Annotated in this window: 18 protein-coding genes; 6 read left to right on the top strand and 12 right to left on the bottom strand. The window is 57.7% G+C overall.

Annotated features, from left to right (window positions below):
- The first annotated feature begins 130 nt into the window (after positions 1-130).
- The 3 genes from gnd to HNR03_RS27170 are packed head-to-tail and all read left to right on the top strand — an operon-like array spanning position 131 to position 3,458.
- A complete protein-coding gene (gene gnd / locus HNR03_RS27180) occupies positions 131-1,111 on the top strand; it encodes a phosphogluconate dehydrogenase (NAD(+)-dependent, decarboxylating) (RefSeq protein ID WP_259157133.1) in 981 nt (326 codons plus the stop codon).
- Entirely contained in the window at positions 1,108-2,631 is a 1,524-nt protein-coding gene (gene zwf / locus HNR03_RS27175; RefSeq protein ID WP_259157131.1) for a glucose-6-phosphate dehydrogenase, read from the top strand. Before gnd ends, zwf begins: the two co-directional genes overlap by 4 nt.
- Positions 2,628-3,458, top strand: a complete 831-nt coding sequence (locus HNR03_RS27170) for an HAD family hydrolase (protein WP_259157130.1) — start codon at positions 2,628-2,630, stop codon at positions 3,456-3,458. Before zwf ends, HNR03_RS27170 begins: the two co-directional genes overlap by 4 nt.
- 109 nt (positions 3,459-3,567) lie before the next feature.
- Here HNR03_RS27170 and nhaB read toward each other — a convergent pair whose 3' ends face one another.
- The 3 genes from nhaB to HNR03_RS27155 all read right to left on the bottom strand — a co-directional run bounded on the left by nhaB (position 3,568) and on the right by HNR03_RS27155 (position 6,938).
- Positions 3,568-5,070 carry a sodium/proton antiporter NhaB gene (gene nhaB / locus HNR03_RS27165; RefSeq protein ID WP_222586992.1) on the bottom strand — a complete coding sequence of 501 codons (1,503 nt, stop codon included), beginning with the start codon at positions 5,068-5,070 and terminating at the stop codon, positions 3,568-3,570.
- Between the two features lie 77 nt (positions 5,071-5,147).
- Complete coding sequence (locus tag HNR03_RS27160; RefSeq protein ID WP_259157129.1) at positions 5,148-6,437, bottom strand: hypothetical protein; 1,290 nt, start codon at positions 6,435-6,437, stop codon at positions 5,148-5,150.
- A 234-nt stretch (positions 6,438-6,671) separates the two neighbouring features.
- Positions 6,672-6,938: a hypothetical protein gene (locus HNR03_RS27155; RefSeq protein ID WP_222586990.1), complete on the bottom strand. Its 267-nt coding sequence runs from the start codon at positions 6,936-6,938 to the stop codon at positions 6,672-6,674.
- Between the two features lie 342 nt (positions 6,939-7,280).
- On the opposite strand from HNR03_RS27155, the gene HNR03_RS27150 reads away from it, so the two are divergent.
- Positions 7,281-8,606 (top strand): sigma-54 dependent transcriptional regulator, encoded by a 1,326-nt coding sequence (locus HNR03_RS27150; RefSeq protein ID WP_222586989.1) that lies wholly within the window; start codon positions 7,281-7,283, stop codon positions 8,604-8,606.
- Positions 8,607-8,705: 99 nt separating this feature from the next.
- On the opposite strand, the gene HNR03_RS27145 is transcribed toward HNR03_RS27150, so the two are convergent.
- The 9 genes from HNR03_RS27145 to HNR03_RS27105 form a co-directional block, all read right to left on the bottom strand.
- A complete protein-coding gene (locus HNR03_RS27145) occupies positions 8,706-9,986 on the bottom strand; it encodes a hypothetical protein (protein ID WP_259157126.1) in 1,281 nt (426 codons plus the stop codon).
- A gap of 46 nt (positions 9,987-10,032) precedes the next feature.
- The gene (locus tag HNR03_RS27140; RefSeq protein WP_222586987.1) at positions 10,033-10,779 is read right to left on the bottom strand and encodes a hypothetical protein; all 747 of its coding nucleotides are present in this window, start codon (positions 10,777-10,779) and stop codon (positions 10,033-10,035) included.
- Positions 10,780-10,811: 32 nt separating this feature from the next.
- Positions 10,812-11,492, bottom strand: coding sequence for a C39 family peptidase (locus HNR03_RS27135; RefSeq protein WP_259157125.1), 681 nt, complete (start codon positions 11,490-11,492; stop codon positions 10,812-10,814).
- Between the two features lie 63 nt (positions 11,493-11,555).
- Positions 11,556-12,836, bottom strand: coding sequence for a heme utilization protein (locus HNR03_RS27130; protein ID WP_259157122.1), 1,281 nt, complete (start codon positions 12,834-12,836; stop codon positions 11,556-11,558).
- Between the two features lie 51 nt (positions 12,837-12,887).
- Positions 12,888-13,460, bottom strand: a complete 573-nt coding sequence (locus HNR03_RS27125; protein ID WP_259157120.1) for an adhesin — start codon at positions 13,458-13,460, stop codon at positions 12,888-12,890.
- Position 13,461: 1 nt separating this feature from the next.
- Positions 13,462-13,899: a hypothetical protein gene (locus tag HNR03_RS27120; RefSeq protein ID WP_259157119.1), complete on the bottom strand. Its 438-nt coding sequence runs from the start codon at positions 13,897-13,899 to the stop codon at positions 13,462-13,464.
- 332 nt (positions 13,900-14,231) lie between these two features.
- Complete coding sequence (locus HNR03_RS27115) at positions 14,232-14,756, bottom strand: AAA family ATPase (protein WP_259157243.1); 525 nt, start codon at positions 14,754-14,756, stop codon at positions 14,232-14,234.
- Positions 14,753-15,316, bottom strand: a complete 564-nt coding sequence (gene pnuC / locus HNR03_RS27110; protein ID WP_222586982.1) for a nicotinamide riboside transporter PnuC — start codon at positions 15,314-15,316, stop codon at positions 14,753-14,755. Before pnuC ends, HNR03_RS27115 begins: the two co-directional genes overlap by 4 nt.
- A gap of 101 nt (positions 15,317-15,417) precedes the next feature.
- Positions 15,418-17,052, bottom strand: a complete 1,635-nt coding sequence (locus tag HNR03_RS27105; protein ID WP_259157242.1) for a methyl-accepting chemotaxis protein — start codon at positions 17,050-17,052, stop codon at positions 15,418-15,420.
- Between the two features lie 289 nt (positions 17,053-17,341).
- On the opposite strand from HNR03_RS27105, the gene HNR03_RS27100 reads away from it, so the two are divergent.
- Both HNR03_RS27100 and HNR03_RS27095 read left to right on the top strand, forming a co-directional pair.
- A complete protein-coding gene (locus HNR03_RS27100) occupies positions 17,342-18,172 on the top strand; it encodes an undecaprenyl-diphosphate phosphatase (protein WP_222586980.1) in 831 nt (276 codons plus the stop codon).
- Positions 18,169-18,600, top strand: a complete 432-nt coding sequence (locus HNR03_RS27095; RefSeq protein WP_259157117.1) for a DUF1294 domain-containing protein — start codon at positions 18,169-18,171, stop codon at positions 18,598-18,600. The genes HNR03_RS27100 and HNR03_RS27095 overlap by 4 nt, the downstream gene beginning before the upstream one ends.
- Positions 18,601-18,602: the final 2 nt, after the last annotated feature.

Here is an 18,602-nt window from a genome sequence, read left to right as displayed (position 1 = left end):
TACCGACGTTATCAATCAGGATCGGGCACAATGCACGGAAACTTAGCGCCAATGCTCTGGACTAACCCACATTGGTCGCGTTGGGCTATAACCTTTGACACACATTTTTAGTAGTAGGGAGCATCAGCACATGCAACTCGGGATTATTGGACTGGGCCGCATGGGCGGCAATATTGCGCGTCGCCTGATGCTCAACGGGCATACCACCGTTGTTTATGACCGCAACACCGCCTTTGTCGACACCCTGGCAGCAGAGGGCGCCAAGGGCGTCATCGACCTGCCGGCGCTGGTCGCAGGCCTGGCCAAGCCACGTGCCGTATGGGTCATGCTGCCCGCTGGCGCACCGACCGAAGACACCATCACCGCCCTGAGCACGTTGCTCGAAGCCGGCGACACCATCATCGACGGCGGCAACACCTTCTATAAGGACGACATCCGCCGCGCGAAGAGCCTGTCGGAGAAAGGCCTGCACTATGTCGACGTCGGCACCTCTGGCGGCGTCTGGGGCCTGGAGCGTGGTTACTGCATGATGATCGGCGGCGAAGCGGCCGTGGTTAAACGCCTTGATCCGCTGTTCGACAGCCTGGCACCGGGCATGGGCGATATTCCGCGCACCAAGGACCGCAAGTCGGACGACGATCGCGCCGAGCGCGGTTACATCCATGCCGGCCCCGCAGGCTCGGGCCATTTCGTGAAGATGATCCATAACGGCATTGAATACGGAATGATGCAGGCCTTCGCCGAGGGCTTCGACATTCTCAAGACCAAGTCCAGTGAGCAACTGCCGGAAGATCAGCGTTTCGACCTGAACGTGGCCGACATCGCCGAAGTCTGGCGTCGTGGCAGCGTCGTGTCGTCCTGGTTGCTCGACCTGACCGCCGATGCGCTCGCCAGCGATCCGAAGCTCGACGGTTACTCGGGCTCGGTGGCTGACAGCGGCGAAGGTCGCTGGACCATCGAAGCGGCCATGGAGCAATCGGTACCGGTTCCGGTGCTGTCGAACTCGTTGTTCTCGCGCTACCGTTCCCGCGGGCAAGGCACTTTTGGCGACAAGATTCTCTCGGCTCAGCGATTCGGCTTTGGCGGGCATGTGGAGACTTCGAAAAAATGACCGGCTTGATCCGCAATAAATCCAAGGCAGAACCCGCTCCACCGACCACGCTGTTTTTATTCGGTGCCCATGGCGACCTGGTCAAGCGTCTGCTGATGCCGGCGCTGTACAACCTGAGTCGCGACGGTCTGCTCGGCGATGGTTTGCGGATCATCGGCGTTGACCACAACGCCATCAGCGACGAAGCCTTTGCGCAAAAGCTCGAGGATTTCATTCGTGCGGAAGTGGCGGCGAAGGTCGGCAAGGGCGATCAAGCCCTTGATCCGCAGCTGTGGGCCACATTGGCCAAAGGCATCAGCTACGTCCAGGGCGACTTCCTGGACGACAGCACTTATCAAGCGCTGGCGGAAAAAATCGCCGCCAGCGGCACTGGCAACGCGGTGTTCTACCTGGCCACCGCGCCACGTTTCTTCAGCGAAGTGGTGCGCCGTCTCGGCGCCGCCGGTTTGCTGCAAGAAACGCCTGAAGCATTCAGAAGGGTAGTGATCGAAAAACCGTTCGGCTCCGATCTGCAAACGGCTGAAGCCTTGAACGCGTGCCTGCTCAAGGTGATGTCGGAAAACCAGATCTACCGGATCGACCATTACCTGGGTAAGGAAACCGTACAGAACATTCTGATCAGCCGGTTCTCCAACAGCCTGTTCGAAGCGTTCTGGAACAACCATTACATCGACCACGTGCAGATCACCGCCGCCGAAACCGTCGGCGTGGAAACCCGTGGCAGTTTTTATGAGCACACTGGCGCCCTGCGGGACATGGTGCCCAATCACCTGTTCCAGTTGCTGGCGATGGTGGCAATGGAGCCGCCGGCAGCCTTTGGCGCCGATGCGGTGCGCGGCGAGAAAGCCAAAGTGGTGGGTGCGATTCGTCCCTGGTCCACCGAGGAGGCCCGGGCCAACTCGGTGCGCGGGCAATACACCGCCGGCGAGGTCAACGGCAAGCGGTTGCCGGGTTATCGCGAGGAAAACAACGTCGCGCCTGACAGCAACACCGAAACCTACGTCGCGCTCAAGGTCATGATCGATAACTGGCGCTGGGTCGGCGTGCCGTTCTACCTGCGCACCGGCAAGCGCATGAGCGTGCGCGACACTGAGATTGTCATTTGCTTCAAGCCTGCGCCGTATGCGCAGTTCCGCGATACCGAAGTTGATGAACTGCAACCAACCTATTTGCGGATTCAGATTCAGCCCAATGAAGGCATGTGGTTCGACCTGTTGGCGAAACGTCCTGGCCCGGCGCTGAAAATGGCCAATATCGAACTGGGTTTTGCCTACAAGGATTTCTTTGAAATGCAGCCGTCCACCGGCTATGAAACCCTGATCTATGACTGCTTGACGGGCGATCAAACGCTGTTCCAGCGCGCCGACAACATCGAGAACGGCTGGCGCGCCGTGCAGCCCTTCCTCGACGCCTGGCAGCAGGACGCGAGCGTGGAGTTCTATGCGGCTGGCGAAAACGGTCCGAAGGCCGGCGATGACCTGTTGACTCGCGATGGTCGCGTCTGGCACGGCCTCGGATGAGTGACGTCACGCCACACCCCATCCGTTTTCTGCTCAGTGACATGGACGGCACGCTGTTGCTGCCCGATCACAGCCTGAGCCTGCGCACGATCGAAGCGGTTCGTTCATTGCGCGAGGCTGGCGTGCTGTTCAGCCTGGCCACGGGCCGTCCACCCAAAGCCATGTTGCAGCAGATTGAAGCCTTGGGTGTCGACCTGCCGACGGCCGCGTTCAACGGTGGCACCCTCGTCAATCCAGATGGCAGTGTGCTGGTCGCGCATTATTTGCCGGCCACGGCCGCGCTGACGGCGTTGGCATTGTTTGCCGATCTGCCGGACATCGAGGTCTGGGTGTTCAGCGGGGGCGACTGGCTGCTCAAAGATCCACACCGTCCAATGGTTCCCCGGGAGCAACATGGCCTGGGCTATCCGCCCGTGGTGGTCGAAAGTTTCGAGCCTTACCTTGAGCGTATCGACAAGATCGTTGCCGCCAGCAACAACGCTGAGTTGTTGATCGAGCTGGAAGCGCAATTGCTGCACAAGGTCGAGGGACAGGCGCAGGTCTCGCGCTCACAGCCGATCTATCTGGACGTGACTGCGATGCAAGCCAACAAGGGCGCGGCGTTGGCGACACTCGCCGAGTTTCTCGGTGTCTCGCTGGAGCAGACTGCCGCGATGGGCGATGGTGGCAATGACCCGGCGATGTTTCATCGTGCCGGGTTGTCGATTGCCATGGGGCAGGCGGAAGAGGCGGTCAAGCTTCAGGCCGATGTGGTGACAGGCGCCAATACCGAAGATGGCGCCGCGCAGGCGATTGAGCGGTATATCCTCCCTCGCCAGCTCACCTGAAAACCCATGTGGGAGTGAGCCTGCTCGCGATAGCGGTGTGTCATTCAACATCAATTTTGACTGACACGGACTCATCGCGAGCAGGCTCGCTCCCACAGTGGGTCGGTGTTTACAACCAGTAACTCACTGCGTACCAGCCAAGAACCCCCATTACGACGGTGTAAGGCAACGCCATCCACACCATCCGCCCGTACGACAGGCGAATCAGCGGGGCAATCGCCGACGTCAGCAGAAACAGAAACGCGGCCTGACCATTGGGTGTGGCCACGCTCGGCAGATTCGTCCCGGTATTGATCGCAATCGCCAGCGTTTCGAAGTGCTCACGGCTCATGTGGCCGGAGATGAACGCCTGTTTCACCTCGGTGATGTAGATGGTTGCTACAAACACATTGTCGCTGATCGCCGACAGCAAGCCGTTGGCGATGAACAACATGCCAGGCTGTTGATCGGCCGGCAGCGCCAGGACCCACTGGATGAGCGGCGTAAACAGCTGTTGATCGTGAATCACCGCGACCACCGCGAAAAACACCACCAGCAATGCGGTAAACGGCATGGCGTCCTTGAACGCATTGCCGATGCGATGCTCTTCGGTGATGCCGGTGAACGCGGTGATCAACACAATCACCATCAAGCCGATCAGCCCGACTTCAGCAATATGAAAGGCCAGCCCGGCGATCAGGATCAACGCCGCCGCACCTTGGACCAACAGGGCGGCGCGTTGGCGGGCAGTGCGCTCTGCATTGTCTTCGGCGGCGTAGTTGGCCAGCACCGTGCGCACGTTGTCCGGCAGCAGCGTGCCGTAACCGAACCAGCGCAGCTTCTCCAGCAGCACACAGGTCACTAAACCTGCAGCGAGCACTGGGAGCGACACCGGCGCAATCTTCAGAAAAAACTCGGAAAAGTGCCAGCCCATTTCATGGCCGATCAGCAGGTTTTGCGGTTCGCCGACCAGCGTGCAAACACCGCCCAACGCGGTGCCCACAGCGCCGTGCATCAGCAGGCTGCGAAGGAACGCGCGAAACTGATCAAGGTCACCGTGATGGAGTGTGGGCAGGTGCTGGTCATCGCCGAACTCGCTGTCCTGACGCGGATCATTGCCCGAGGCGACGCGGTGATACACCGAATAAAAGCCAACCGCGGCACTGATGATCACCGCCGTCACCGTCAAGGCATCGAGGAACGCCGACAGAAACGCCGAGAGAAAGCAGAACATCAAGGCCAGCAGCGCTTTGGAGCGCACGCCCAGCAACAGGCGCGAGAACAGAAACAGCAGCAGGTCTTTCATGAAGTAGATGCCCGCCACCATGAACATCAGCAGCAGGATCACCGGAAAGTTGTGCACCAGTTCATCGTAAAGTGCTTGCGCCGTGGTCATTTTCAGCAGCAGCGCTTCAACCAGCAGCAAACCACCGGGCATCAGCGGATAACACTTGAGCGCCATGGCCAGTGTGAAGATGAACTCCAGCACCAGCAGCCAACCGGCCGCTACCGGCCCGACTGTCCATAACACCAATGCATTGATTATCAGGAAGCCGACAATGCTTGCCTTGTACCAGCGGGGAGAGTGGCCGAGAAAGTTGTGCGCGAAGGCCTGAGCCATTGAGCCGGACATCGGCTACTCCTTGTATTAAGAAGCGCGCAAGTTGCCGGAAGCGACAGGGAAGATCAAGTGTGTAACAACAAGTTGGCTCAGCCGAGATAACGCACCACTACTGCCCGGTAATTGCCATCCAGCGAATAGCCGCCGACTACAATGCCCCCGTCAGTTTGCACCGCCACTGAGGTGGCCATGTCCAGGCTGCTGCCAAAACGGGTACGAACCCAGCAGGTGCCTTCGGCAAAGCCAGGATCCGGCTGTCCACCGGGTAGATACCGGGCCAGCAAAAAACCGGGTTCAACCCCGCCCAGAGTGCCACCGACCGCCAGCACCCGGCCATCTGGCCGCAACTGCGCGGCGGTCCATTGGCTGGTGTTGCGGCCAATGCGTAGCAAGTGCGGCTGGCCATTGTTGCAATGGATATCCGGACGACCGTTGCTGTGCACTTTCAGCGCCAGGCAATGCATCGGTTCTCGGCTGCTGCCAAAACACTGCAAATCGCCATTGCCCAGCTGGACGATCTGGCTGATGTGCGCGCTTTTTCCTTGAACACCGAAGGTCATCAAACCGTCCACGGCGAAGCGCTGATCCAGGCTACCGTCGGGAAGATAGCGCGCCAGCAACGCTTGTTCAGGGAAACTGATCGATCCGCCGACCATGATTCGGCCATCCGCCTGCAGCATCAGGCTGCTGAGCCAGGAGTTCATCAGCAAATGCCTGACCATGACAAAGCCGCGGCCATTAAAGGTTTTGTCCAGTTCGCCCTCGGCGGTGAGGCGTATCAACAGGCCGGCGTGATCGGCCAGTTCAAAATAGTGATTGGCCAGTAATAGGATCGCGCCGTCGGCTTGCACCTTCACGCCACAAGTCTCCGCCCCCGGTACGCCAAAAGGCCCGCAGGTGTTGCGCTGGCCTTGGGACAGATTCCCCGACAGACGTACGACGCAGTAACCGTTGTCGCCAAAATCGTGGACCGGGCGACCTTGTTCGTCGAATAGTGCCAGGGCTGGCAGTGTTCGATGGGCGTCTTCGTAGTGCAGGCCGGCCAACAGGAGGTTCCCGTCGGCCAGGACCTGAACGCTGCCCGCCATGGCTTCATGACCACGCTGAAACGGCCCGATAACGCTTCCGTGAGTGCCAAATGACAGGTCGGCGGAGCCGTCGGCCAGCAAACGGGCCAGGCCAAAGTAATGACCACTGCGAGTGCCGACTTTCGCCGCCACCAGCACACGACCCTGTGCATCAATCGCCACACTGTTGGCGATGCTGTAAGTGCTGCCGACGAAATACACCTGGGTTTTGCCAGCGCAGGCGAAGCGCTTGTCGAGTTGGCCAGCAGTGTAAGGCGATTCAGGCAGGGCAACAGCAGTCTGGTCTGGCATGCGCGCACCTCCTTGCGAGCCTCCCAATCCCGGGATTGGGAGGGCAATGGCCTGTGCAAAACATTCAATCCTTGAATGATCGATAGCACAACGGTAACAACTAAATGGTGGAGGGTCGTTATGTGCCAGAACAGTGTCTTTTCGAACCACTGGCAAGCCTGCCAAGTAATAAAGCAAAAAAGACCGTCCAGGCGCGGCCTGGACGGTCTTTTTTTAAAGCATTAACACATGTCTTTAGTGCGGCATCGACCAGGATTGCAGTGTGTAACCTTCCTGGCTCAGTTCGGTGCGAGCCTCTTTAAGAACATGTTCCAGTTGCGCCGGGTCGGTGTAAGCGCTGCTCGGGATTTGTGTGCGGCCCAGTGGAGTACTGGTGCGATCGATCACCGTCAGGCTGAGTTCGCCGTTACCGTCTTGTGGCGCCCAGGCTACGCATTTAAAGGGCTTAAATGCGCGGTCGGCAATCAAAAGAGCTTCGTTGATACGGAGCGGGGCGGTCATGGGATCTTCTCTCTCTATGCCCAATCAAGTGACAGGCCGTCGGTTGGGCTTACCGTTCGGCTGGTTACTTGTACTGATGCCCGCAACCGGGGGGCAGGTCACACGGATTGGGCAGAAATTTCAACTTTCTTTCATATACTCATTGAGTGAGGCGTTTTTGAAAGCTTAATGAAAGGTTGAACTCGTTAGGCAACTAACAAACCGTCTTCTTATAACTAATTAACTAACTACCCTATAGACAAACGGTACAAGGCACCGTCAAATTCTTGCTAATGTTACAGCCAGGCCCGCCAAACGACTGTTTTTAATAATATTTCTCAAATTTGGCGCCAAGGAACAGTCATGATCGAAACGCCCGCGTTGCGACGTCTGTTAGTAGTGGACCCGTGTGACGACTGCCATCGTCTGTTGCCGGGTTTACGCTCTGTCGGTTGGGATGTTGATAGCTGCACCTTGGAGAACGCGGCCGAGCGCACCTGCGACGTTGGCCTGTTGCGATTACAACCTTTTCATCTGGAACATCCGGAAGCCGTCAAAGAGCTGATCAGCCACAGCGGCACCGAGTGGATCGCTGTGCTCAATCAGGAAGTCCTGCGGCTGCAGAATGTCGGCGACTTTGTTTGCGAATGGTTTTTCGACTTCCATACTTTGCCGTTTGATGTTTCGCGGGTGCAAGTCACGCTGGGACGAGCGTTCGGCATGGCGCGTCTGCGAGGGCAGGGCACGATTCATATCGATCAGCCCGAGCATGAGTTGCTCGGCGACAGCAAGCCGATTCGCGAATTGCGCAAATTGCTCAGCAAATTGGCGCCTACTGAATCCCCGGTATTGATCCGCGGCGAGAGCGGCACTGGCAAGGAGTTAGTGGCCCGCACCTTGCACCGACAGTCCCATCGCCACAACAAACCGTTCGTGGCGATCAATTGCGGTGCAATCCCTGAACACTTGATCCAGTCCGAGTTGTTTGGCCACGAAAAGGGCGCGTTTACCGGCGCCCATCAACGCAAGGTCGGACGGATCGAAGCAGCGAACGGCGGCACATTGTTTCTCGATGAAATCGGTGACTTGCCGTTGGAACTGCAAGCCAATCTGCTGCGTTTCCTCCAGGAAAAACACATCGAGCATGTCGGCGGCAGTCAGCCGATTCCGGTGGATGTGCGGGTATTGGCGGCGACTCACGTCGACCTGGAGGCGGCAATCGAAAAGAAACGCTTTCGTGAGGATTTGTATTACCGCCTGAACGTGCTGCAAGTCGTCACCGCGCCGCTGCGCGAGCGCCATGGTGACTTATCGATGCTGGCCAACCATTTTTCCCATTTCTACAGCCATGAAACCGGCCGCCGTCCACGTAGTTTCAGCGACGACGCCTTGATTGCCATGGGCAAACATGACTGGCCGGGCAATGTTCGCGAGCTGGCCAACCGGGTACGTCGCGGGTTGGTACTGGCAGAGGGGCGGCAGATCGAAGCCCGGGACCTGGGGCTGATCAGCCAGCACGCCATTCCCGCGCCGATGGGCACGCTGGAGGACTACAAGACCCGCGCAGAACGCCAGGCGCTGTGCGATGTGCTTAACCGCCACAGCGATAACCTGAGCATTGCCGCCAAGGTGCTCGGGATTTCCCGGCCGACGTTCTACCGTTTGCTGCACAAGCATCAGATACGTTGAATGGATATTTTTAGTTAAAAACAGTCAGTAAATACTTTGTAATCCGTATAGCGATCGACAAAAAACCCGCTGAAAAGCGGGTTTTTTGTGGGTGCCGTATCAGAAGTAGTACGGGAATTTCAGGCTGAAGGAAAAGTCTGGCGAGTCTTCCGTCAGGCCAATGGCCAGGTTGGGAACAATCGTCAGCTTGTCGGTGGCGGCCAGTGTCATGCCGATGTTGAAGTTAGCCGAGTTGTAGTCGCTGTTGGTGATCGATTGCCACTCGCCACCGTTCGGTTTGATTTTGCTCTTGCGAGCGAATTGGTCGGTGAACGAAAAAGACATACTCATCTTCTCGTTCAAGGCGAACGCAATACCGGCGCCGACCTGCCAGGAATCGCCCAGTTTCACGTCCCCAGGCACCTTGGAGTTGACCTGAGGGCTGATGTCGCTGAAAGAGTCCTGAATGTTGTAGGTATAGGCCAGGCTGCCGAACAGCACCGCCGGATCGAAGGTCTTGACCAGCGAGATTCCCGGAGTAACCGACCAGACACCATTGCCGGTAGGCAAGCTCTGGGGCACCGAAAGGTTATCGTTATTAGGGTCATTGACCAGCTTGATGCCGTAAGGGTCATTACCGGTTGGCGCCTTGACGCGCAGTGTCACGACCGCGTCGGGCAGGTTGACCGACTCATCGAGAAACTTGTAAGCCACGCCGACGTTGACGTCGCCGATAGTGGGGTCGCGGGTCACGGTTGCGTCAGACGTCACCGGGCCTGCGCCACCAGCGCCACCGGAGGAATACGTCGATTCGCGATACACCACGGGAACGTTAATGTCGAACTGCCAACGTTGTGCCACGTTATAGCGAGCCGTCAGATCAAGGGTCCAGTTATCCGCCTTGATACGGTCAAGGTTGATGTTGCCGAGGAAAATCGAGTCCAGTGCCAGGAAACCATTGAGCGTCAACGCACGGGTATCGTAGTGCGTATAGGTCACGCCGGTTTCGAAGCTGAACTTGCCGCCACCGAAGAAGCCGCTGGCTTCGTCATACAGGTTGGACACGCTTTGTGCAGGCTCGGAGTCGTCCTTGAGCGCCTGGCCATATGAACTGCCCGTGGTTCCAGGCGCACCGGTGGCCACCGTCTGACCACCCTTGGCCGGTTCGGCAGGGGATTTGGTCAGACGTTTGGGCGGTGGTGTCACTGGTGTTGCTTCGACTTGTCGAACGCGCTGCTCAAGGACCATCAGCGCGTTCTGTTGTGCTTCGTAACGCTGTTTCAACTCCATGAGTTCTTGTTTTAATAATTCGACCTGAGGATCCGGTGCTGCATAGAGCAGTGTTGCCGGGGTCAGGCTACTTAAACAGACTATAGCTCTGAGCGTTAGCGATCGATGCATGGGTTAGCCGTCCCTTCAAATGACTTCCGATGAGACTGAGCGTAGATCAGAATCCGAGCGCGCGAAGACCTTTGAGTTGATCGAGATTGCCGCTCACCGATCCGGCTGACGGCACGTTGTCACGCAACACGACATTGAATGAGGTTAGATTGCGGACCTGGTTGCTGCTACCCAGCAATGTTGTGTTCTGCATCAGCCCACCCTGGGCCAGGCGTTGAATGGTACTGCCCTGATTGTTATTGGCCACGATGTTGAGTTGCACACCCGAGCCGGTTGAGGAAACGCTCAGCGAACCCGCGCCGTTGGTGCCGGACAACGTCGAGCCTGCGGCCAATGCCTGGCCCTGTTGTTGCGTTACTGGCGCCTGGTTAGCCTTTGAGACGTTGATATCAACGTTGTTGTAGGCCGAATTGTTGTCGCCGGCAGCGCGTACGACTTGAGTGACGCCTTCGGTGCTGTTGAGACCGCTGCCGCCCGTGACGCTACCGGTGCCGGAGCTTTGTGAGTGGGTTGAACCACTGCCTTTTTCATCGATCATCGATACATAAAACTGTGGCTTGATGGTTGATTGTTGGATTTGCATCGATGAAGTAGCGCCGATTACTTCACCGTTGGCATTTTGCCAACTGCTTGTCATGACGATGCCGAAACTGACAATTCTTCCCGGCATGACAAAGCGGCCGCGCAGAGTCGCCAGTTCCTGATCCTTCAGTTCGATGGGTTTGAATGGTTGTGCCTGGGTTGGCAGGCTGGCGGCCAGACAGGCAACGGCCAGCCAGATTGGAGTCTTCATTGGATGCTCCCGGAGCTTCATGCTCCTTATCATTAGAAGAAGTCGCTTTGGATGAATCCGAAGTCCATCAATTCTGCGTCTGGCACCGGGCTGAAAGCGTTGACCCGGTTCTTGGCGGTCAGTGGCAGGGGTGGGTCGAGCAACGCATTGGCTTTGTCATAGCCCTGACCGATAACGGCAAAGACGATGCCGTTCCAGCCTTTGACAAAGTCGTCGATTTTGTAACGTTTATGACCCAGTACCGGATCTCCGATATAGACCCAGCCGTCATGAACTCTTTGCAAGACCACAAAATGTTTGTAGCCGCGGATATCCATGAGGACCACAACGGGAATTTTGATTTCGCTCAACGTTTCATTGGCTACCCGGTAGCCGCGGGCACGCATGCCGATACTTTCCACGTAATGCTTCATGTCGAGCATGGAAAAGCCCTGAACGCGGACAAGATTTTGATCGGAGTGTGCCAACATGCCTTCGATAATCTGTTCTTCATTCACGTCCAGCCAATAGGCCTGGCGCAAAATGGTCGCGAGCGCAGCGGCGCCGCAACTGAAGTCGGTTTTCTGTTGCACCAGGTCGGCAAACTTACGCTCGCGTATGCTCTGGACCGGTTTGTACACCACCGCGCCGCCCGGCAGGACGGAAAGCGGCATTTGTGCAGCCTCGCTCACACTGGCCACGCAAAGCAAAAATGCCAAGGTGATAATGCGCATGGTGGGGCGCCTTCAGGTTGGGGCTGAAAAAGGCCCCCGTGAGGGGGCCTCCACCGTCAGCAGTTAGAACGAGTTGTTGGAAATGGCCAGCGAGTTGCTTTGTTGGTTGCCCACACCGGCAGCTACGTTGACGCCCAGGTTGCCGCTGCCGCCATTCACCGAACCGCTCAGGGTTGCAGTGTTGGTCACAGGGTTGGCCCAGCCAGTTGGAGTCAGCACTTGATAAGAGTAGGTGTTGCTCAAATCATACGAGCTGCTTTCACTGAAGCTTTTCGATTTATCGTACTGGGACTCTTTCGATTTGCTGCCCGATTTTTCGAAGGAAGAGTTGAACGATTTCTCAAACGATTTTTCGTGAGATTTGTCGTACGACTTATCGACCGATACGTTGAGCGAGGCATCGAGCGATGCAGTCAGCGAAGCGTCAGAAGACGAGCTGCTGCTGCCCGAATGGTGATGGCCATAATCCCACGAAGCATTTTTCGACGCTTCGACCGCAGCGTCCAGAGTAGCGCTCAAGGAAGCGTTCAAAGAAGCGCTCGAGGAACCGCTTGCATGAGAGGAGCTAGAGCCACTGGCATCGAAGCTCTTCGAACCACTCACGTCAAAGCTCGAAGAAGAGCTGTTGCTTCCTTTTGCCTCAAACGACTTGTCCTTGGAGAAACTGCCGCTGGCTGTTTGGGTAACGGTCAGCGTATCTACACGGAAGGTCCGATCAGCGTTGTTTTCCACAACGAGGCCAGGGCCTTGTTGGTCGGCGGAGGCGGTAGCAGTTGCGTTACCCAGTGGAGCATTGGTATTGGCAATTGCCATGGTGTTTTTCTGTTGGTTCAGGTCGCCGCCAGCAATGTTGATACCCATGTTGCCGCTGCCGCTGTTGCCCGATCCACTCATGTTGGCAGAGGCAGTGCTGCCGTAGTTGTAGACCTTGTTGCCGTTGCTGTATTGCTTGACGCTTGCGGTAGCGGAGGCGGTGCCGAACACGAAGCTGTTGTCGGTAGCAGCGGCTGCGGCGTTAGCAATGGCGGCGGCGTTGTCTTGTTGGTTGCCGTCGCCGGCAGCCACGTTGACGCCGACGTTGCCGCTGGTGCCTGTGGCAGAACTGCTCATGCTGGCGTCGTTGACAGTCCCTTCGTTACGGATGCGATTGTTGGTACTGCTTTGGTTATCCCACGCATTCGCCGTCGCGTAGACCGGGATTTTGGTTGGAGGAGGGGTGTGATGACCATTATTGTGGCCATTGTGGCCATGATGGTGGTCATCAGTCTGCCCAGCTTGTACAGCAACAGCCATGACCGCAGCAATTGCGAAAACCAGAGGCTTGATTGCCATCGAAGGTTTCATGGTGATTCTCCGTACTTATTTTAGGTTAAGTGTTGTTTCTACCTGTTTGGGTCAATCCGCGACCCGTACGCTGAGGGTGTTTGCCATTCGATTACCCACCCCCGCGCTCTGATTCAACTGAATCACCCCACGGCTACCGGTGAAGGCCTGATCGCTGGTAGCGACCTGGCGATAGCCGGGTGCAGAGTCAGTTGCATCGGAGTTGTTGATCAGCGCCACGTTCTGTTGCCTGAGGACGCTGTCGTCGATACTTTGCGGCTGCGCACCAATGCTGATGCGCAGTGCGTTGGCTTGCTGGTTGCTGGCGCCCGCGCTCTGGTTCACGCCCAGTGCGCCGTTGCCGTGGCTGAAGGAGTTGCCCTGGATGCTGGACTGAGCATCGATCCTGGGATCGACCACAGAGCGCAGCCGTTGGCGAATCTGTGTGGTCGCGTTCGCATCATGACCAATGGCGAAAGCCCGGGCATTGGCCTGTTGCTGCTGGTCGCCCGCAGCCTGGTTGACCGTGAAGTTGCCTTGGTATTGAGCGCCCGAGCCGTCGATGTCGGCGTTGTTGATGACGGGCGGTTGGGCGAATGTCGATGCACTGAAAAACATGGCGATAATCAGCAGCGAACGATTCATCTCAACGGTCTCCCGTTATGATTTTCAGAGCACCCAGGCCTTGCTGGACGTTTGAATTGACCATGTTGGCGATGCCGCTGCCCGAGTTTCCCGAACGTCCGGCGGGGAGGTTCGAAAGCTGAGTCTGGTTGCTGATATTGCCGCCCAGATTGTTGGTGTTTTGAGTGACCAGGCGGGAGATGCCGGCACCACTGGCAACGTTGGCAAAGTCACCGTCGCTCAGCTCGTTCGTTTGGCTGAGGATTTGTTTCGACGGGTTGGCGTTGACGGTTGTGGGGCTAGGGTCGGGGATCAATGGCGGAACGGTTGCGTTGCGGGGCTGGACATCACGTTTGATGGTGATGATGCCGTTGTCAGCCTGTACGGGCAGGCAGACACTTGAGCCCAGTGCGCATCCGATCAGCAAGAGGCTAAAGATGCTGTTATCAAATTTCCCCACGGCGGCAATTCCTTCTGTAATTGGACGCTGGCCCTTTTCAGCGTTGCGAGGTAGAGAGCAGAAGGTGTGCCGGTTTTTGCTTTTCTTTTAAAAACAGCGGGTTGGGTTTAATTATCGAGACAGTCAAAAAAACGGTGTAAAGCCGGTGAAACAGAGCCACGCAAAAGCCCCCGTCCATACTGGCGGCACTGCTCGCTAAGGGCTTCGAATGCAGGTTGTATCAGCGGCTTAACATTTTTTTGCTGGCGTGAAGGGGCCGCTTTAAATCGCGGGTTTGCACAAGCGGAGGTGTTTCAGAAATGGACAGTTGCGACAAGGCGGGCAAGCCCTTGTCAGCCGTTGAGCAAATGCGTCACCGCTTCGAATGACGCTTCCTTTCGCCGTTTCCAGTCACCTTCCACTACCTGGAAAGGCTGGCGATGCAGGTCAAGCCATTGGCGGCTGGCCTGGAAAAACGCCTGGCGTTCTGCCAATTGCGGCTGGCAACGCTGCCCATCGTCATGCCAGGCAACGCTTTCAGGGCTGAGCAGCAAGTGCAGGTCGTAATGCCGCGCCAGCAACGCGTGCTCGATCCATGGCGGGCAATTGCCAAACAGCGTGTGACTCCAGAGGATATTGCTCAACAGGTGCGTATCGAGAATCAACAGTGACGGTTGTCGGGCGCGTGCTTCATCCTCCCAAGTCAGTTGGCCATGAGCGATCACCGAGATGTCATCGTAGCGGGTTTCCCGGGCTTCGCTGTCGATAAAGTGCCTAACGTACTCACTGACCAATATGCCGCCAAAGTTGGCGTGAATCTCGCTCGAAAGCCAACTTTTGCCGCTGGATTCCGGACCTGTAAGCACCAGCACTTTCATGTGCGCAACGCCGGGTCGGCGCGCCATTCACGCCAGCCTTGCACAGCCAGGAGCAGGAACAGGGCGTAGAGCGAGGCGGTCAAGTACATGCCTTTATAGATGAACAGTGCGACGAAAATCACATCGACGGTGATCCACAGTGGCCAGCACTGCACGCGTTTTTGCGCCATCCATAGCTGCGCCACGAGGCTGAACGCGGTCAGTGCAGCGTCAAGCCAAGGCTGCGCTGCGTCAGTCCAGTGCGCCATGGCAGCGCCCAGCAACAGACTGCCGATGGCGCCGACCGCAAGGCCCGATGCGATTGATTTTGCGTCGAGTCGACTGACCTGGCGACCGGCATTCGCCTCACCCGCGCGGGTCCACTGCCACCAGCCGTAGAGCTGCAGCGCGGCATAGATCACTTGCAGGAGCATGTCCGAATACAGCTTCACTTCAAAAAAGATCCAGCTGTAAAGCAGCACCATGACCAGGCCGATCGGCCAGCACCAGGGGTTCTGTTTGACCGTCAACCAGACGGCGATTACGCCGAGTGCGGCGGCAAACAGTTCAAGCCCGGACATGGGGGTTCCTTGGGGAAATCGAAGAGGGGGCGGATTGTACCGGCAGGCGCTGCCAAGTAGAACCGCCTGTAGCAGCTGCGGCAGCTGCTACAGGGGCATTGCTACACGCGAAACTGCTTGAGCAATCCGTTCAACTGCTCGCTCAAGTCCTTGAGCCGAACGCTGGCCATACTCGATTGCTCGGCCGCCAACGCCGTGCTGTGGGACAACCCTGCAGCCTGGGTGACGTTCTGATTGATGTCTTCCACCACATGGGCTTGCTGCAAGGTCGCACTGGCAATCGAGGCATTCAGTCCATTGAGGTTGCGCAAGGCTTGCCCGATCGCATTCAGGCTGGCACCGGCCAGGCCTGCCTGTTCAATGGTCAGTTGCGAGGCGCGGCTGCTGTCGCCGATCACTTTGACCGCTGCTTCGGAATGGTTTTGCAGGCGTTCGATCATCGACTGGATCTCTGCCGTGGACTTTTGGGTGCGCTGGGCCAGCAGGCGCACCTCATCGGCCACCACTGCAAAGCCACGACCTTGCTCACCGGCCCGCGCCGCTTCGATCGCCGCGTTGAGCGCCAACAGGTTGGTTTGCTCGGCGATGGAGCGGATGACCTCCAGGACACTACCAATCTGTGTGCTTTCAGCGGCCAGGGTGCGAATCACCTCGACAGCTTGATCGATGGTGCCGGACAGTTTGTCGATCTGCTGCAAGCTGCCATCAATGTTGATTTGTCCCTGCTGCGCCTGAGATTCGGCATCGCGCATTTCGCTGGCCGCATGCTCGGCGTTCTTGGCTACATCCTGCACGCCATAAGTGACTTCGTTGATCGCGGTCGCCACCAGCTCCATTTGCTGGGATTGTTGCTGACTGCGTTGCTGGGCCTGAGCCGCGTCGTTGCCCAGTTCGCTGGATGACTGGCCCAGCTCGCTGGCGGAGGCTTGCAACTGACTGATCACCCCTCGCAGCTTGGCGGTGAACGCATTGAAGTGGCGAGCCAATTGAGTGACTTCATCGCGGCCGTGGGTGTCGAGGCTGCGGGTCAGATCGCTCTCGCCGCTGGCGATATTGGCCATGGCGTTCACGGTGTCCTGAAGCGGGCGCACGATGCTGCGCGCAATCATGATCACCAGCAACGCCATGATCAGCGCAATCACCAGGCCGACGACAGAAGCCTTCCATACCTGGCCATAAAACTCGGCCTGCATGTCATCGATGTAGACACCCGAACCGATCACCCAACCCCAAGGTTCGAACAGTTTGACGTAGGAGGTTTTCTCGACCGGGGCGCTGGCACCCGGCTTCGGCCAGCGGTAGTTGATCGTGCCGGCGCCCTTGGCCTTGGCGACGGCCACCATTTCGTTGAACAGCGCAAAACCGTCCGGGTCGCGGATCGCCGAAAGGTTCTGGCCATCCAGTTTTGGGTTGGCCGGGTGCATGATCATCACGGGCGTCAGATCGTTGATCCAGAAATAGTCATTCTGGTCATAACGCAGCCCGCGAACGGCCGACAGCGCTTGCTTCTGTGCAGCCTCGCGGGTCAGCGTGCCGGCCGTTTCCAGGTCATGGAAGTAGCTTAAAATGCCGCTGGCAGTCTGCACCACGTGCTGGGTTTTCTGAGCCTTGCCCAGATAAAGGTCGTCGTGGATCTGCTTGAGCATCAGCACGCCCAGCGTCAATAGCATCACCACCGAGACGATCAAAATAAGCCACAAACGTCGGCTGATCGACACATTGCGCAAGCTGTTCATAACGCTGTCACTCCGGTTCTTGTTCTTGTAATAAACGATGGCCAGCATCCAACCACGCTTTGGCCTGTCAGGCATATGCGACCCAAGTCTCATGACGCGGCAGCGTTATCGTGGCTTGTCTGATAGGATTTCGGCCCCGCGCGAAGAAACCTGAATCCAAGTTGATTTTTCACGGGATTTTTACCGGAGTGTCTGGATCCTCTGCGCGCGGACTTCAGCTACGCTTGGCGCAGTCAACGCTTAAAAAAATTAATGGGGCATGCCTTTTCGCATTGCCTTTGGGGGATTGATGGATCTGTGGACCGCCTTTCAGGCATTGATTCTTGGGGTTGTAGAAGGGCTAACAGAGTTTTTGCCCATTTCCAGTACCGGTCACCAAATCATCGTGGCGGATTTGCTCGACTTCGGTGGCGAACGGGCGATTGCGTTCAACATCATTATTCAGTTGGGGGCAATCCTGGCGGTGGTATGGGAATTTCGCCGCAAGATCCTCGACGTGGTGACCGGTTTGCCGACGCAACCCAGCGCTCGCCGGTTTACTGCCAACCTGCTGATCGCCTTTATGCCGGCCGTGGTGTTGGGCGTACTCTTTTCCAACCTGATTCATGAATACCTGTTCAACCCGATTACCGTCGCAACGGCCTTGGTCGTGGGCGGGATCATCATGTTGTGGGCCGAGCAGCGTCAGCATGAAGTGCACGCTGAAACCGTGGACGAGATCACCTGGAAAGACGCATTGAAAGTCGGCTTCGCCCAGTGCCTGGCGATGATTCCCGGCACTTCGCGTTCCGGCTCGACCATCATTGGTGGCTTGCTGTTTGGCCTGTCGCGCAAGACCGCAACCGAGTTCTCGTTCTTCCTGGCGATGCCGACCATGGTGGCTGCGGCGGTGTATTCGGGCTTTAAATACCGTCACCTGTTCGTGCCGGCGGATTTGCCGGTGTTCGCCATCGGCTTCGTGACCGCGTTCATCTTCGCGATGATTGCCGTCAAAGCCTTGCTCAAGTTCATCGCCAGCCACAGCTATGCCGCGTTTGCCTGGTATCGCATCGTGTTCGGCCTGCTCATCCTGGCCACCTGGCAGTTCGGTTGGGTCGACTGGGCCGCGGCGCGGCCATGAGTGACTCCAGCGCGCGCAACAACCCCGGACGCCGGTCCGGGGGAGAGCGGGTCCAGTATCCACAGTTGAAACTGTTGGTGTTTTTGATCCTGTGCGCGCTGCCGCTGACCGGCTCGTTGCGGTTATGGTTGCGTGGGGTTTCGCTGATTCCCCTGGCGGCCTACGGCATCGTCAGCGTGCTGGCGTTCTTTCTGTACTGGAGTGACAAGCGCAAGGCGCGTGCCGACAGTTGGCGCACCCCGGAGAACGTCTTGCACGCGGTGGAACTGGCGGGCGGCTGGCCGGGCGCCTTGCTGGCCCAGCAAGTGTTTCGGCACAAGACCCGCAAGCTCTCGTTCCAGCTGGTGTTCTGGCTCATCGTGCTCATGCACCAGGTCTTCTGGATCGACCAACTGTTCCTCGGTGCGAACTTGTTTGCCCTGGGCTGAAA

It is taken from the genome of Pseudomonas sp. JAI111, assembly GCF_024809425.1.
Taxonomy (GTDB): Bacteria; Pseudomonadota; Gammaproteobacteria; order Pseudomonadales; family Pseudomonadaceae; genus Aquipseudomonas.
Note: the sequence above shows the minus strand (reverse complement) of the source record. Positions and strands in the feature narration are given on the sequence as shown.